The 15,023-nt window shown below is 58.2% G+C and carries 17 protein-coding genes and 1 tRNA gene; 13 read left to right on the top strand and 5 right to left on the bottom strand.

Going from position 1 to position 15,023, the window contains the following annotated elements:
- Positions 1-615 carry a MazG nucleotide pyrophosphohydrolase domain-containing protein gene (locus HMPREF2792_RS02400; protein WP_070530561.1) on the top strand — a complete coding sequence of 205 codons (615 nt, stop codon included), beginning with the start codon at positions 1-3 and terminating at the stop codon, positions 613-615.
- On the opposite strand, the gene HMPREF2792_RS02395 is transcribed toward HMPREF2792_RS02400, so the two are convergent.
- Positions 612-1,034 (bottom strand): hypothetical protein, encoded by a 423-nt coding sequence (locus HMPREF2792_RS02395; protein ID WP_070530559.1) that lies wholly within the window; start codon positions 1,032-1,034, stop codon positions 612-614. The genes HMPREF2792_RS02400 and HMPREF2792_RS02395 overlap by 4 nt on opposite strands.
- 239 nt (positions 1,035-1,273) lie before the next feature.
- On the opposite strand from HMPREF2792_RS02395, the gene HMPREF2792_RS02390 reads away from it, so the two are divergent.
- From HMPREF2792_RS02390 to HMPREF2792_RS02355, 9 genes are all read left to right on the top strand, one after another.
- The gene (locus tag HMPREF2792_RS02390; protein ID WP_070530558.1) at positions 1,274-2,065 is read left to right on the top strand and encodes a lysozyme family protein; all 792 of its coding nucleotides are present in this window, start codon (positions 1,274-1,276) and stop codon (positions 2,063-2,065) included.
- Between the two features lie 143 nt (positions 2,066-2,208).
- A complete protein-coding gene (eno, locus tag HMPREF2792_RS02385) occupies positions 2,209-3,486 on the top strand; it encodes a phosphopyruvate hydratase (RefSeq protein WP_070530557.1) in 1,278 nt (425 codons plus the stop codon).
- 231 nt (positions 3,487-3,717) lie between these two features.
- Entirely contained in the window at positions 3,718-4,221 is a 504-nt protein-coding gene (locus HMPREF2792_RS02380; protein WP_070530555.1) for a septum formation initiator family protein, read from the top strand.
- Positions 4,222-4,255: 34 nt separating this feature from the next.
- Complete coding sequence (locus HMPREF2792_RS02375) at positions 4,256-4,804, top strand: DUF501 domain-containing protein (RefSeq protein ID WP_070520905.1); 549 nt, start codon at positions 4,256-4,258, stop codon at positions 4,802-4,804.
- 16 nt (positions 4,805-4,820) lie between these two features.
- Positions 4,821-5,774: a Ppx/GppA phosphatase family protein gene (locus HMPREF2792_RS02370; protein ID WP_070530553.1), complete on the top strand. Its 954-nt coding sequence runs from the start codon at positions 4,821-4,823 to the stop codon at positions 5,772-5,774.
- An 87-nt stretch (positions 5,775-5,861) separates the two neighbouring features.
- Positions 5,862-5,938 (top strand) — tRNA-Leu (locus HMPREF2792_RS02365).
- Between the two features lie 260 nt (positions 5,939-6,198).
- On the top strand, positions 6,199-7,002 hold the full coding sequence (locus HMPREF2792_RS02360) for a Bax inhibitor-1/YccA family protein (RefSeq protein ID WP_070530550.1): 804 nt from the start codon (positions 6,199-6,201) through the stop codon (positions 7,000-7,002).
- 850 nt (positions 7,003-7,852) lie between these two features.
- Entirely contained in the window at positions 7,853-8,524 is a 672-nt protein-coding gene (locus HMPREF2792_RS12955; protein ID WP_158011576.1) for a hypothetical protein, read from the top strand.
- A 347-nt stretch (positions 8,525-8,871) separates the two neighbouring features.
- Positions 8,872-10,377, top strand: a complete 1,506-nt coding sequence (locus HMPREF2792_RS02355) for a hypothetical protein (RefSeq protein ID WP_070530618.1) — start codon at positions 8,872-8,874, stop codon at positions 10,375-10,377.
- An 80-nt stretch (positions 10,378-10,457) separates the two neighbouring features.
- Here the strand turns inward: HMPREF2792_RS02355 and HMPREF2792_RS02350 are convergent, their stop codons facing one another.
- From HMPREF2792_RS02350 to HMPREF2792_RS02340, 3 genes are all read right to left on the bottom strand, one after another.
- Positions 10,458-10,718 carry a hypothetical protein gene (locus HMPREF2792_RS02350; protein WP_070523942.1) on the bottom strand — a complete coding sequence of 87 codons (261 nt, stop codon included), beginning with the start codon at positions 10,716-10,718 and terminating at the stop codon, positions 10,458-10,460.
- A 48-nt stretch (positions 10,719-10,766) separates the two neighbouring features.
- Positions 10,767-11,288: a transcription elongation factor GreA gene (greA, locus tag HMPREF2792_RS02345; RefSeq protein WP_010187368.1), complete on the bottom strand. Its 522-nt coding sequence runs from the start codon at positions 11,286-11,288 to the stop codon at positions 10,767-10,769.
- Between the two features lie 117 nt (positions 11,289-11,405).
- Positions 11,406-11,897, bottom strand: coding sequence for a DUF4307 domain-containing protein (locus HMPREF2792_RS02340; protein ID WP_070530548.1), 492 nt, complete (start codon positions 11,895-11,897; stop codon positions 11,406-11,408).
- A gap of 117 nt (positions 11,898-12,014) precedes the next feature.
- On the opposite strand from HMPREF2792_RS02340, the gene mca reads away from it, so the two are divergent.
- The 3 genes from mca to HMPREF2792_RS02325 are packed head-to-tail and all read left to right on the top strand — an operon-like array spanning position 12,015 to position 13,993.
- Positions 12,015-12,905, top strand: a complete 891-nt coding sequence (gene mca, locus HMPREF2792_RS02335) for a mycothiol conjugate amidase Mca (protein ID WP_070530616.1) — start codon at positions 12,015-12,017, stop codon at positions 12,903-12,905.
- Between the two features lie 3 nt (positions 12,906-12,908).
- A complete protein-coding gene (locus HMPREF2792_RS02330; RefSeq protein WP_070523946.1) occupies positions 12,909-13,202 on the top strand; it encodes a hypothetical protein in 294 nt (97 codons plus the stop codon).
- A gap of 20 nt (positions 13,203-13,222) precedes the next feature.
- Positions 13,223-13,993: an isoprenyl transferase gene (locus HMPREF2792_RS02325; protein ID WP_070530546.1), complete on the top strand. Its 771-nt coding sequence runs from the start codon at positions 13,223-13,225 to the stop codon at positions 13,991-13,993.
- Positions 13,994-14,007: 14 nt separating this feature from the next.
- On the opposite strand, the gene coaA is transcribed toward HMPREF2792_RS02325, so the two are convergent.
- Positions 14,008-14,934, bottom strand: coding sequence for a type I pantothenate kinase (gene coaA, locus HMPREF2792_RS02320; protein ID WP_070530544.1), 927 nt, complete (start codon positions 14,932-14,934; stop codon positions 14,008-14,010).
- Between the last annotated feature and the right edge of the window lie 89 nt (positions 14,935-15,023).

Below are 15,023 nucleotides of genomic sequence, written 5' to 3'. Positions count from 1 at the left end.
ATGACTGTCCTGTTGTTAGATCCGCGCTGGCCCACGTTAATCCCTATGGAGGCCGTTGGGAAACTGCAGGGCCCTGTTGTTTTCACTGATGAAGTTCCGGTGAAGGTGCGCTGGGACTTTGATTCCCTGTTGTGCGGTGAGGATCCGGAAGGCCATGGTGTTGTGGTGAGCACAGATCCATCACACCCGCAGGTGCGCGCGCTTATCGACGCTGATGCGGACCTCATCCTCGCCCCCTCCCTTGAGGAACCGATGTGGAAGGCACGTGAGGTGATGTCGCGTGCGCGGCGCATCGGGGAGTGGGAGCGCGATCAAACCCACGAAACTTTGCTGCCGTATCTAGAAGAAGAGTCGGCGGAATTCGCCCAGGCGGTGCGGGAGCGTGCCACTGATTCCGAGTTGCTTAAGGAATTGGGCGATGTCTTCTTACAGGTCCTCTTTCACGCCGAGATCGCGGCACGCCGTGGGGCTTTTACTCTCGACGATGTTGCGATGTCTTTCGTCAACAAAATGCGCTCCCGCGCGCCCTACCTTTTCGACGGCACGGAGGACGTCGTGGGGGTAGAGGAGCAGGAGCGCCTGTGGGCCGAGGGTAAGGCCCGCGAAAAGAACTAGCCCTTCTGGATCATCGAGGACAGCAGGGGAGCGTAGTCAGCGATCGTGGAGGAAAGGCCGGTGCCGCCGGTAGCGAGAGTGTCTTCCTTGACGATCTTGCACTCGAGGGCGCGGTCGGCGGTCTGGCCGGAGTACTTTACGGCGGCCAAGGCCAGCGGGCCGAGTTCCTCGGAGTTGCCCAGTGCGGTGAGGTTCTTGGAGAGCTGGTTGCGGGTGGTGTTCGGAGTAAGCAGCTCACCCTCGGTGCTCTGATCGATCAGCGTCAGGGCGCTACGCAGGGTGTTGCAATCAGCGGACTGGATGCCCTGGGAGAGGAAGCCGCCCAGCTCAGTAAGGGAAGCGGCGGAGGCGGTAGCGGGTGCGATGGCACCCAGAGCGACAACGGCGGAAGCAGTAGCGAGGATACGACGGATGGACATGGAACTCCTTGACTAAGAGAAAGGCACGTTTCTAGAACGGACAGTGATAGAACGTGGAGCACCAGCAGGGCCTCGGCTCTCTGTTCAACGCTGCAGTGTAGCGCAGAATGTTACGCATGGGAACATTTGGACATAACTTTTGTTCCGCGATTGTCGTAGGTCTTGTCTATACGGTCGCCTCGTGGCGCTCTCTGTGTCGCTCGACCCCCTTCCTGCAACGGGCTGTAGTATTCACCTTTATGACGCAGGGGCTTAGGAGGATTGGGGGCTGTGGCCTCGGCATTGTCTTGGCCATCATTCTGATCATTTCCTTGGTGGCCTGGAGTCTTTCCTTCCTGGATAAGCCATCCCCGTTCCGGCAGCTTTCCCCCGTCCCAGAGGATCTTCCACCCGTGGGCGGGGCAGAGGTGCCCAGTATTGATGTCGATGGGCCGGGGCGAACTGCGGACAAGCTGACGTGGTGGTCTGACCAGCTTGCCGACGCCACCAGTATCCCCGCCCAGGCATTGCGGGCCTACGGCAACGCCGAGTTGATTGCGCGGCAATCCTGGCCGAACTGTAATCTGCGCTGGAATACCCTCGCCGGTATCGGCTGGGTAGAAACTCGTCACGGGACCTATAACGGAAGCCTCTTCGACCGTTCCTCCCTCGATGAGGATGGTTATCCCGACCCGCCCATCGTGGGCATTCCTCTCGACGGAACTAACAACACCACTTTGGTTCCTGATAGCGATGGCGGCGTGATTGACGGCGATGTCGAGTTTGATCGGGCGGTTGGCCCCATGCAATTCATCGCTTCTTCGTGGGAGCATCTAGGCCGAGATGCCAACGGCGATGGTGTTGCTGATCCCAATCAAATCGACGATGCCGCGTTGGGTGCTGCCGCACTGCTGTGTCACGGAAATAGGGATCTTTCCACGCCAGAGGGATGGCGTTCAGCGGTCCTCAATTACAACCAATCTGAGGACTACCTGCGTAAAGTCGCAGCAGCCGCAAATTCCTACGCCATTGAACAGCCTGCCGTGTCCTAGCCTCTTTCTAGATCTATGTCACGTTGTCCGTTTCCGCCCGACACGTTCCGAAGTTTTCTGGAACAATTGTCCCCAGGTGGTTTGGGAGCCCCTCCCAGAACACGAACCCAAGATCAATTTGGCTCTATAGGAGTGAAAGCAGCATGGCTGACATCATCCACGTAATGGCACGCGAAATTCTTGATTCCCGCGGCAACCCCACCGTTGAGGCTGAAGTATTCCTCGACGATGGTGCACGCGGTGTCGCCGGCGTTCCGTCTGGCGCTTCCACCGGTGTTCACGAGGCTCACGAGTTGCGTGACGGTGGTGACCGCTACTTGGGCAAGGGCGTTCTGAAGGCTGTTGAGAACGTCAACGAAGAGATCGCTGATGAACTTGCCGGCTTCGAGGCCGATGACCAGCGTCTCATCGACCAGGCCCTGATCAAGCTGGACGGCACGGATAACAAGTCCCGCCTCGGCGCCAACGCCATCCTGGGCGTGTCCATCGCAGCCGCCAAGGCCGCTGCGGAGTCTGCTGGCCTTCCGCTCTACCGCTACATTGGCGGCCCGAACGCTCATGTCCTGCCCGTTCCGATGATGAACATCGTCAACGGTGGTGCCCACGCTGACTCCGGCGTTGACGTTCAGGAGTTCATGATCGCCCCGATCGGTGCCGAGTCCTTCAGCGAGGCTCTGCGCATGGGCGCAGAGGTCTACCACGCCCTGAAGGCCGTTATTAAGTCCAAGGGCCTGTCCACCGGCCTGGGTGACGAGGGCGGATTCGCTCCGGAGGCTGAGTCCACCAAGGCAGCTCTGGACCTCATCGTTGAGGCCATCGAGAAGGCCGGCTTTAAGCCGGGCAAGGATGTCGCCCTGGCTCTCGACGTTGCATCCTCCGAGTTCTTCAAGGACGGCAAGTACCACTTCGAGGGCGGCGAGCACACCGCTGAGGAGATGGCCAAGGTCTACGAGGATCTCATCGCCAACTACCCGATCGTGTCCATCGAGGACCCGCTGCAGGAAGATGACTGGGAGGGCTACACCAAGCTCACCGCAGCTATCGGTGACAAGGTGCAGATTGTCGGCGATGACTTCTTCGTCACCAACCCGGCTCGCCTGAAGGAGGGCATTGAGAAGAAGGCCGCCAACGCTCTGCTGGTGAAGGTTAACCAGATCGGTACCCTGACCGAGACCTTCGACGCCGTTGAGCTGGCTCACCGCAATGGCTACCGCACCATGATGTCCCACCGCTCCGGTGAGACCGAGGACACCACCATTGCTGATCTCGCCGTTGCTCTGAACTGCGGCCAGATCAAGACCGGTGCCCCGGCCCGTTCTGAGCGCGTTGCCAAGTACAACCAGCTGCTGCGCATTGAGCAGGAACTGGGTGACGCCGCAGTTTATGCCGGCCGCTCCGCATTCCCGCGCTTCCAGGGCTAGGAATTAACTCCGGTTTCCAGCAGTGGTCTGCGCAGACCACTCGCTGAATGACTGGTGAACGAAAAGGTGCCACAGAAACTGTGGCACCTTTTAGTCGTTTTGATCGTGGCACCTTTCCTGTTGTCCGGCCCCGAACAGGCCCAGCCCAAAACTTCTGAGGCGCATGTTATTTCTGGGACACGTCGCGCGCCGCACAGCACCTGGGCCGGTCCGGGATACAATGGCTTTCCGATGGCACGCACAACTTCTCCCCGAACGAAACGCCGGAACACCGTTCCGGTTCGCACGCGTGCCCGCGATGAGCAGCGAGCTAAACGGAAGAAAGCACCGGTGCAGGCCAAGGGGCTAGACATCCTCGGGATCGGCGTGATCATCGCTGTTGTTCTCGTGGTACTGCTATCCATTGCCGTTCCGCTGCGAAATTACTACCACGGCCAATCGGAGATTGCGCGGCTGGAAAGCTCAATCGTCGCCAAGCAGGCACAGAAGGATGACCTCCTCACGGAGATTGACAAGTACCGATCCGAGGAATACGTCAAGGAAGAGGCGCGCCGCCGCTTCGGTGTCATGGATGAAGGCGAGATGGCCTTTCGCATCATGGATCCGCGCATGGACTCTGGTGACACGGTGACCTCAGAGCGGCGTGAGGATGCCGACGACCGCGAGTGGTACACGGTGCTGTGGGATTCAGTATCGGAAGATGCGGAAAACCTACCGGAAACACCTGCTGAATAGGACTCATCCATATCTCCATGTCACAATGGTTCCTATGACCGTGACCGATGCTGACCTTGAAGTCGTCCGCGAACAGTTGGGTCGCGCCCCGCGCGGCGTCGTGGACATTGCTTACCGCACCCCGGACGGAGCCCCAGCGGTGATTAAAACCGCGCCCAAGCTTCCCGACGGCACCCCGTTCCCCACCCTTTACTACCTCACCGACCCGCGCCTGACTGCCGAAGCATCGCGCCTTGAGGTCGCCCATGTCATGAAGTGGATGGAGCAGCGCCTTGCCCAAGAAGAGGACCTGCAGCAGGATTACCAGGCAGCGCACGAACACTACCTGGAAACCCGTAACGCCATGGAAGACCTGGGCACTGAGTTTTCAGGTGGCGGCATGCCAGAGCGCGTGAAGTGCCTCCACGTTCTCATCGCTTATGCCTTAGCTGAGGGGCCGGGCCGCGTGCGCTTTGGTACCGAGGCCGTCGCGATGGCTGCGGAGCACGGTAAACTCCGGGGAAGCGCCATCCCTGAGGATTGGCCCACCGTGGGGGACTTGGGCATCGACATGACCCAGTTCGATTTTTCTAACGCCGGTTAAAAGAAAGGCTAGCCCTATGACTCGCGTCGCTGCTGTCGACTGCGGAACCAACTCCATTCGCCTGCTCATCAGCGAGATCCAGGAGGATGGCAAGATCCGGGACATCACCCGCACGATGGAGATCGTTCGCCTTGGCCAGGGCGTCGATGCTACCGGTGAGTTTGATCCTGAAGCTCTTACGCGGACTCGCGTAGCGCTCGAAGGCTACGTCAAACAAATGAAGTTTGAAAAGGTCGAGCGCGTGCGCATGGTCGCCACCTCGGCCACTCGTGATGCAAAGAACCACCGCGAGTTCTTCAACATGACCGAGGAGCTACTCGGTGAAATCCAGCCGGGGGCTCGCGCGGAGGTTATTTCCGGTGAGGAAGAGGCGCTGCTGTCCTTTACCGGTGCGGTGGGGGACCTGCACTCTGAGGAGGGCCCGTATTGCGTCATCGATTTGGGCGGTGGTTCGACAGAGTTCGTCGTGGGGACAATCGACGGCGAGATTCTCGGCTCGCACTCTGCTCAGATGGGGTGCGTGCGGCTTACCGAGCGCATCATGCGCACCGATCCTCCCACGGAGGCCGAGATTGAGATTGCTAGCGATTATGTTGCTGAGCGCATGGCCGAAGTGGAGAAGATCGTTCCTATCGACAAAGCCCTCACCTTCGTTGGCTGTGCCGGTACGTTTACGACTCTTTCGGCGCTCGCCCAGGGTATGGAGCGTTACGATGCCGACTCCATCCACGGTTCCGAGCTTCGCTTCGATGCGCTGCGGGTGCTCACCCGACAGATGATTGGATTGCCTTCGGATGTGCGCGCTCTCAACCCCGTCATCCACCCTGGACGCGCAGATGTCATCGGTGGTGGATGCGTGGCCATCGAGGGCATCATGACGATGATTGAGCGCAACAGTGAAGCCCGTTCCTTCTTCATCAGCGAGAAGGACATCCTCGACGGTATTATCAGCGGCCTCGCTGCCAGTTAGCGAACTCAAACCAAAAGAGTTGCGCAGAAGCCGACCCTATTTTCAGTCCATGCCAACCCGTGCCTTAAGATGAGTGGGCACGGTTTGGCCCCCATAGCCCAATCGGCAGAGGCAGTCGACTTAAAATCGATTCAGTGTGGGTTCGAGTCCCACTGGGGGCACCATGACCAGCGGAAACGCTGAATTTAACGGGGCGAAGGTGGGGAACGCTTCCCAGCGCTCCTCTTCATAGTTTGCGGCAACAGGGGCGCCGGCAAGCGCAGTGCTTGTCGACGCATTCCTGTTACACGTGGACAATTTTGCGAATTTTGAGATTTTTGGGAACTTCCTAGCAGTGGGGAGCGTTGATCTTGATGAAACGACAAATAAGGCGGCCCTAGGGGCCGCTTTTTAGAGAAAGACTGTGAAAGGAATCGGGATTCGCGTGCGTTCTAGCAACCCCGTCATGAGTTCCCTCTCGTCCAGCCAAAGTCAGACCCAGGGTGGAAATCCCTACGGTCAGAGCGATAATCCATTTGTTCAGGAGAATCGCAGCGCCGATCGGCCGCTGACTGTTGATGATGTCGTGACCAAGACTGGCATTACTCTTGGCGTCATCATTGTCATGGCCGTGCTCAACTTTGCTGTTGGTGAGTTGATTAACCCAGGCATCGCGATGATTCTTACCCTGGTCGGTGCGCTCGGCGGTTTCATTACTGTTCTTGTCTCAACGTTTGGCAAGAAGTTTGGTTCTGCAGCCGTCACGTTGATCTATGCCGTGTTTGAAGGCCTCTTTGTGGGCGGATTCTCCCTCATGTTTGCCGGCGTATCCTTCGGTAATTCCGATGGCATGGCACTTATCGGCCAGGCAATCATGGGTACCGTAGGTGTCTTTATCGGCATGCTGATGGTCTACAAGACCGGTGCCGTCAAAGTCACCCCGAAGTTCAACAAGATCATGTTCGGCCTCATCGCCGGCGTGGCCGTGTTGGCTCTGGGTAACATGCTGGGCGCTATTTTCTTCGGCTTTAGTCCGCTACGTGATGGTGGCATGCTTTCCATCATCTTCTCCCTCGTCTGCATTGTTCTGGCGTCCTTGTCCTTTATGACAGACTTCGACCAGGCAGACCGCCTGATTCGCCAGGGTGCTCCGGCGCAGTATGCCTGGGGTATCGCTCTTGGTTTGGCCGTGACTTTGGTCTGGCTGTACACGGAGATTCTCCGTCTGCTGAGCTACTTCAGGGATTAAGTAGTCTCATACCGCTTCTGCGAAACCGGCGGCCGGCACCACAAGCTTTGTGGTTGCTGGCCGCCGGTTTCTTTGTGTGCGTGGCGCATCTCTTTTGGAGCAGGGGCGTAGCGCCCGTTAGGTGCGGGCGGGATCTTGGCATCGACTGGCGCGAACTAATGCAGATTGCAACAGTTAGAACATAATTTCCCTTCGCAAATATCTATTTGCGTACCAATTGCGGTATAGGTGGCCAGTACCTCAAGGCGGGTGACGTGGATGACTGCGGGGGTAGCTATGGTTGCAAATCTGAGGTCCTGTTCGGTTCTTGTGGGTGAAATGTTCGATTTCGTGGGTGGGTGAGTCTTTGTCTTGCTGTTAACAGGCTCCGTGAGCCGTCCGCTGGAAATGAAGGCAACTGTATCGGCAAGCACCTGTTTCCGTGCCTAGCCCTGAGCTTTCCGCGACCATGCCGACAGAATTGGGTTTCTCATGTTTCCTAAGGATGCGATGCTCTAAGGGGCGTGGGGCAAAGCGGGCAAGATTGCTGCTCAATTGAGGAAAAACGACACCCCAAAAATTGACAGTGTTGTAATTCGGGTACCCCCAATTGGTTATAATCGGCAGCCAAGACACATGTAGTTCACGGCGGGTACCCAAGCTCCATGCAGGCTACGACCAGCTATTATTAACGGATAGTTCTATTAGTGTGATCGAATATTTACAATAAATGTTCATATAGAAAATGACTAATTTGGCACCGGCGCGACTTCTTGTTCTTTCTCGTGCATTCTGGTCGCAGAAGTCGCTCGGAGCTTAAAGCTCAAGGGAGGGGCTTCTAACGGTCAGGAAAGTTAGTTGAAGGGACACCATGAAGCGAATCGGGGGTCTTGTGATGATGGCGGTTTGTATCGGGGTGCTGTCAAACTGCGCATTACCGCTCGGCCTCAGTGTTCGTGGCGATGGTAGTAACGCGGGGGACTTTCGCAATTCTCCTGACATGAAAGCCGGCGGTGGCTCAGTGGACTCGGGGGTCGCTGATGCCACCGCCACGACGGCGCGAGAGTCTCAAGATCAAATTGAGCAGTCTCGTGCAGGCGGTGGGGTACTTCCGCCGCTAGGTGAATTTGACCGGACAGTGCCTGGATTTCAGGTGTTTGATCCTTGTTCAGAAATACCCAATGAAAAACTCTCGGAATTGAGGTTACAGATGACTTCGACTCCTGAAAGAGAGAGTGGGTACCGAACGTGCTATTTCTCAAAGGATTTGGGAGATGGCAGAGAAGCTGCTGTAGCCCTGGGAGCGCAGCATGAGGAAATGGATAGCATTCGTGAGCTTTATCCTCAGGCATTTCCATTGATGGAAGAAGCAAACGAAGATATCTACACCGTAGAAGACACATTTGTGAGGGGCACGAGTTGCACGTCTTACGTTGAAACTATTCGTGGTGTCGTTTCAGTTGCATGGACGGAACTAGCTGCCGAGGTTTCAATGAAGGAAAAATGTGAACAATCAAGAAACTTACTTTTAGAACTTGTTTAAATAGAGGGGCTCGGGAAATGATCATTAACCAAAATGCACTATCGCAAGAAGTGTCGCGTGTATCTGAACTTGGGAAGAGACTTCAACATGCCTCGAGTGGCGCGCACAGTCCACTCGATGGAGGATTTTCCACCATCACCGGCCTAAGTGAGGTCGGCACAATACACCAGCGTGTGCTGGCAACGGATCCGGGGTCGGCGCGGAATTCTTTAGAGGGGTTTAGGGGGCAGGTTTCTTGGCTTGGGGAGGCACTTAAGACGGAGCTGGCAAGCTTCGAATCACAGGATGAGCTTACGAGTCGGGGGTTGGATGTCGCTGACGCTGGTGGGGGAGGCGAAGCGGTATCGATGCCGATCGTGTCGCAACCAGACCCGGGATACAGCCCGTTTGGATTTACCATCCCGATCGTGGACACTGGCGCCTCCATCATGGGCTTAGCATCGAATCTGTTTAGCACGCGCTTCTGGGATGTGTCGGAAGCAAATGCGCGGTGGGGCGCTTTGAGTGGGGAAGTCGCAGAAATCGTTGCGGGTCTTGAAAACTCGGCCGCGTCTTTGGAAGCCGAGAACGACAGTGAAGCCACCACACGCGCAGCGCAGAAGATCCGTGAAGTTGCGCAGGCGGGTACACACTTCATTGCCAATGCGAGCGTCATACAGCAGAAGCTGTTCGGCTTCCAAGCGCAGCTGATGAATGTTCAGCCGGAAGCCATCGCCTTGGCCTTTGAGGTGGCGGCAATCCCAGAGCCTGCTACGCGTCAAGCCGCTGAACAAGCAGCCTTGGTCTATATGCAGGGCGTCCTTCAGCAGCAAGTGATTTCCGCTATGCCGTATCAGCATGCGCTTATGGACGCAGCGCCGCCCAGCGGCGGCGGAGACACCAGTACGCATTTCGGGGCAGTCATGGGCGACGGAAATCGCTACAACACCGATGGAGTCACATGGCCCAAGGAAATAGCCGAAGCGATAGAAAACGGCACCATGGGCCCAGGCTCCTTTGGCGTTGCGGATGGCCACATCCAAGGGCTGGAAAGCGTGGGGATGGGAGCTGACGATATCGCGCGCTTTCATAACGAGCTACACAATCGTGGGCGCAGCATCCTCAGCGAGCTTGGTTTCGGGGACGCATTAGCGCCGATCAATGCAGGCGAGGTGAATACCTCAGCCGCCAGCGCAGGCTTGAGCGCCCTTGATCCCGTTCGGGGAGGAGCGCCAGGATCGTTGGCAACTACCAGCGGCGCGGCAAACATGCCAGCTGGTGTAAACGGGCTCGGAGGTCTAGGCAGCGGCGCTGTAGGCCAGGGATTGGGAGCCATCGGTCTTGCTGATGGCCGTGGGAACAAGCTTCCCGGAGGCGTGGCAGGCCACAGCGGTCGCTTGCCGGAAATGTCGGCGAATCCAACGACAAACGCAGCGGGGTTCGGAGGCGCGGGCGCTTCATTCGGTGGGCCGCAGACCGGAACGCATCCGGTATTAGGAGGCCTTCCTGGGGCCGTAACGGGAACTGGACAACAGAGGGAAGGGCGGACGTCGCTAAGCGGAGGCGGCCTCGTCGGAGGTGGTGCCATCAGTACGGGAGGTTCCGGGGGCGTCGGCAACGCTGGTGGCGCTGGTGGTGTCCTGGGAGCCCCGGGCGGAGCGGGTAGTGCGAGGCAGGGCGTCGGCAGTGCCCGCGGTGCGGGGATGCGCATGATGCCCATGATGGGTGGCATGGCACGCGGCGGCGAAGGCGAAAGGCGGGTCAAGTCCGTCACGACTCAAGTAGAACGCGACCCCAACCGCCGTGATCTACTCGGCGAAGCACCCGCAGTACTGCCAGGGGTTATCGGGGATTGGGTCCGGGAGGCAAAGTAGAAAAAGACGACGGACCCCAGAAAGCTAAAAGCGGCGCCCCAACTATCGGGACGCCGCTTCTTTGCCAGTTGCCGTTGAACCTACTGCTGAACCGGAGCAGTGGTGTATTCAGCCGGAGCAACCTCGGTTGCAGCAACGGCTTCGGACTCAGTGGCTGCTTCGGACTCAGCCGCAGCCTCGGAGGGGGCGGCTGCACCTGCGCCGGGAGCCTCACCGGCAAAGGAAGCGCCGGTGTCAACCTTCTCAGAGGAATCCTGTTGGTTCGGAGGGTGGCAGGCAGCGAGGGTGAGGCCAGCGGAGAAAACCAAACCAGCGGCAGCGAAACGAGTGAACTTCTTCATGGGTTAAAACTCTTTCTCGGAAAAACGATGACCTAAGAGCAGTATAAATTAGGACTTGCGCGGAGTGGCAGCCTTTGCGGAATCATAAGGTGCCGCAGAGACCACGGTGACCGACAGGGTCTTGCCATTCGGCGCCGTGTACTCGCGGGTCTCGCCCTCAGCAGCACCCAGGAGTGCAGCGCCCAGCGGGGACTGCTCGGAGTAGGTCTCCAAGTCCTTGTTATCGGAAGCAGCGGCGCGGGTACCGATGAGGAAGGTCTCGCGGTCCTCCTCGTCGCCGTTGTAGTACACGTGCACAACGGAACCGATGTGGGCAACACCCTCCTGGACGGCGGTGCGCTCGGTGGTGGAGTTCGCCAGAACCTCGGAGATCTGCTTGATGCGGGCCTCTTCCTGGTCCTGCATCTCACGGGCTGCGTCGTAACCCGCGTTCTCCTTGAGGTCACCTTCCTCGCGGCGCTCATTAATCTCCGCGGCGACGACCGGGCGGTGGTCGATGAGGGCCTGCAGCTCGGCCTCGAGCTTGGCCTTGGTTTCCGGGGTAATGTACTGCTTCTGCTGCTCAGCCATAGTGCAACCTTCCGTTTACGGTTCCTAATGAACGGGTCTATTTCTCATTGGATGGGCCAGAAAGCGCAGGTGGCGCGGCCCATTCAGAACGCTCAACATACTAGCACAGCTGGGCTTTTACTCGCCGGTAGCCTCACCCGCTGTATCCATCGTGCTGGTGTCCAAATAGGACGGGATGCTTCCGGAGCAACCGTAGGCGCCACCGGCGACGGCTCTGTGGTTGGTGGGGATATCCACCGCGACGCGTTGAGCGGACTCACCGCCAGCAGGCACGGCGACCTCGCGGCGCCCCACCTCAGCCTTGGAGTAGTCGAAGGCCTGGACAATGCAGTATGCGGGTTCTTCCACGCGGTTGCGGGTGATGTCTACCCACACGCGCGCTGTGTCATCAGACAGGATCTCGTGGGTGACGTAGGAGATATCTGCGTTGACCTTTTGCTGGCTGCGGAAATACTGAACGCCGTAGACAATGGCCGCAATCAGCATAGCCAGGAATACCAGCACCAGCGCCCGGTTGGTCCATGAGCCTTTTGTGCGAGTGGACTGAGAGGAAGAACCGTAGCGGGACTGCGAGCGTGCGGGTTGAGAAGCAGGTTGGGCGTCAGACATGAGTCTGATTCTATCCAACAGTCGCCGCGAAGAAACTATCCACTAGACTAGGCCTCTGTTTAATGCCTCTGTATTAATGAGGCGATGTAGGGACGATGTAGGGAGATGTATCACCCAGTGAGCACGAAGCGCCTTTTGGCTATCCACGCGCACCCTGACGATGAGTCCTCGAAGGGTGCTGCGACGACCGCAAAATATGCCGCGGAGGGGGCGGAAGTCCTCGTCGTGACCTGCACCGGTGGCGAGAGGGGAGATATTATCAACCCGGCCATGGATCGCCCCGGTGTCCTTGAGAATATGGGCAGCATTCGCCGTGAGGAAATGGCGAAAGCAGCCGCCGCCTTGGGCGTGCAACATCGCTGGCTTGGGCACATTGATTCGGGCCTTCCTGGTAACCCGCTCGCGCCCAATATCAAGGACTTACTACCTGAGGGCTGCTTTGCGCTTAAGGAAGATGATGACGTAGCCCAAGAGCTGGTTGAAATCATCCGTGAGTTCCGGCCCCACGTCATTATTACCTACGACGAGAACGGCGGCTATCCACACCCGGATCACCTCATGGTGTACCGCGCGTCCATGCTGGCGTGGGAAAACGCGGGTGACGAGGCATACCACCCAGAATTGGGTGAGCCGTGGGAGCCGCAGAAGCTGTACTACACGCATGGCTTCGTATACCAAAGGATGAAGATCTTCCATGATCTTCTTCTGGAGGAAGGCAAGATCAGTCCATATGAGCCGATGCTGGCGCGCTGGGATACGACGTTTGGAGACATCATGGCGCGGGTAACCACACAGGTCGAATGCGCGGATTACTTCCAGAATCGTGAGGATGCGCTCCGTGCGCACGCAACCCAAATTGATCCAGCCGGTGCCTTCCTAGCCACGCCCGTGTCCGTACAGCAGGAGCACTGGCCCACGGAGGAATTCGAGTTGGCCAAAACTCGCGTTTCTACTGCACTGCCGGAAGATGATTTATTTGCGGGAATTCCAGAAGTAGGGGAGTCTTAAAGCATGAACGCTTTCTACCTCGCAGCGCACGACGTCGCCCTGCTCGCCCAAGGAAGCCAAAGCGGGCCGGTTGGACCGGAGTTTGGTAAGGCTTCGCCTATTGGTCTGCTCATCCTCGCCCTGATGGGTGTTGCTGTCCTTTTTGCAGGCTGGAATTTTCATCGCCGCTATTCGCGCTTCCGTCGTCGAACCATGTTTGCGCAGGATCACGGCATCGATCCGTTCAATGATGAGGCGATCGATTCGGCAATGAAGGAAGCCGGCATCCTCGATAACAGCAAGAAGTCCATCTTTTAAGGTAGAGGACGATTCCCACCGTGAAGTTCCTAAGCCAGCTCCTGTACCCCCTGTACGAAGCGCGTCTGACACGTGAAATCAAGAACAAGCCGCAACCACGCCACGTGGCAATCATGGCTGATGGCAACCGCCGCTGGGCGCGCGAGGCTGGATTTACGGATATCAGCCACGGCCATCGGCAGGGCGCGCGGAAGATCAGCGAGATGATCTCCTGGTGCCAGGGCACCGACATCGAAGTTGTCACTATCTACCTGCTCTCGACGGAGAACCTGAAGCGCAGCGAGCAGGAGGTGCAGCTGCTCTTCGACATCATCTCGGATGTCGTCACGCACCTCTCCCAAGGGGACTTGGATTGCCAGATCCGGCTCGTTGGGCACCTAGATCTGCTCCCTGAACAGGTCACGGCCAAGATGCAGAGCGCGGCTGAGGCCACGGAGGATCACCAGGGCGTCATCGTAAACATCGCGGTCGGTTATGGTGGGCGCCAGGAAATTGTGGACGCCGTGCAGAGTTTCATTCGCAGCGAAGCCCGCAAGGGGATGAGCGCCGAGGAAATTGCGGACAACGTGACGGCGGAGGCCATTACAGGCAACCTTTATACCAAGGGTTTGCCTGACCCCGATCTCGTCATTCGTACCTCCGGCGAGCAGAGGCTGTCCGGCTTTCTGCTGTGGCAGGCCGCTTACTCGGAGATCTGGTTCACGGACACCTATTGGCCCGCATTCCGCCGGGTGGATTTCCTGCGCGCCTTGCGTGACTATTCACAGCGCTCGCGCCGCTTCGGCCGCTAGCCCTGGCGATCGGGCTAGAGCTTACGCATCCTCACCCGGTCAACCAGGTGGTGCGAACCCTTGCACAGCACCAGGGAGGCGCGTACCCGGGTGGGCAAAATGTTCTCGATGAGGTTGGGCAGGTTGATGGACTGCCAGATTTCACGGGCCTGCACGTAGGCCTCCTCGTCCGTCATGTCCGCGAAGGACGCGAAGTGCGCCCCTGGTTCGCGGAAGGCAGTGTGGCGGAGCTTGAGGAAGCGATCGATGTACCACTTTTCGATGTCGTCGACCCGGGCGTCCACGTAAACAGAGAAGTCGAACAGGTCCGAAACCATGAGGGTCGGCCCGGTTTGTAAGACGTTGAGGCCTTCCAAAATCAGGATGTCCGGCTGGCGAACCTCCTGAAACTCACCAGGAACGATGTCATAGGACACATGCGAGTACAGCGGTGCGGTTACCAGCGGCTTGCCGGACTTAACGTCGGTAACAAAACGCATGAGCGCGCGACGGTTATAAGATTCCGGGTAGCCCTTGCGCTGCATAAGCCCGTGCTCTTTAAGGTACGCGGTGGGGTAGAGGAACCCGTCGGTGGTGACCAGATCAACCTTCGGGTGGGAATCCCAGCGCTGTAGAAGAACTTGGAGCAAGCGCGCGGTCGTTGACTTGCCCACCGCGACGGAGCCGGCAACGCCGATGACGAAAGGAACGTGCGTGGGTGGGTTTCCTAAGAATGCCTCGGTAGCGGTGGTGAGTTTTTGGCGGGCCTCAACCTGCATGTGAATAAGACGGGATAACGGCAGATAGACCTCAGCCACCTCAGTGAGGTCGATGCGGTCACCGATGCCACGAAGTTTTTCCACCTCGGTTGCAGTTAGCACCTGTGGCATGGATTTACGCAGGGCACGCCACGTATCGCGGTCAAAATCGAGGTACGGGCTCGCATCGGTCATTCGCGCCATGCCGACTATTGTTCCACTCAGCAGAGCGCCTGTGGCAATCGCCCCGAATGAAAAGATTCTCGGAGGCCCCCACGCGGGGGATGCGGGCG

This window comes from Corynebacterium sp. HMSC068H04 (assembly GCF_001811255.1).
GTDB lineage: Bacteria > Actinomycetota > Actinomycetes > Mycobacteriales > Mycobacteriaceae > Corynebacterium > Corynebacterium hesseae.
This window is presented reverse-complemented; position numbering and strand designations above follow the sequence as displayed.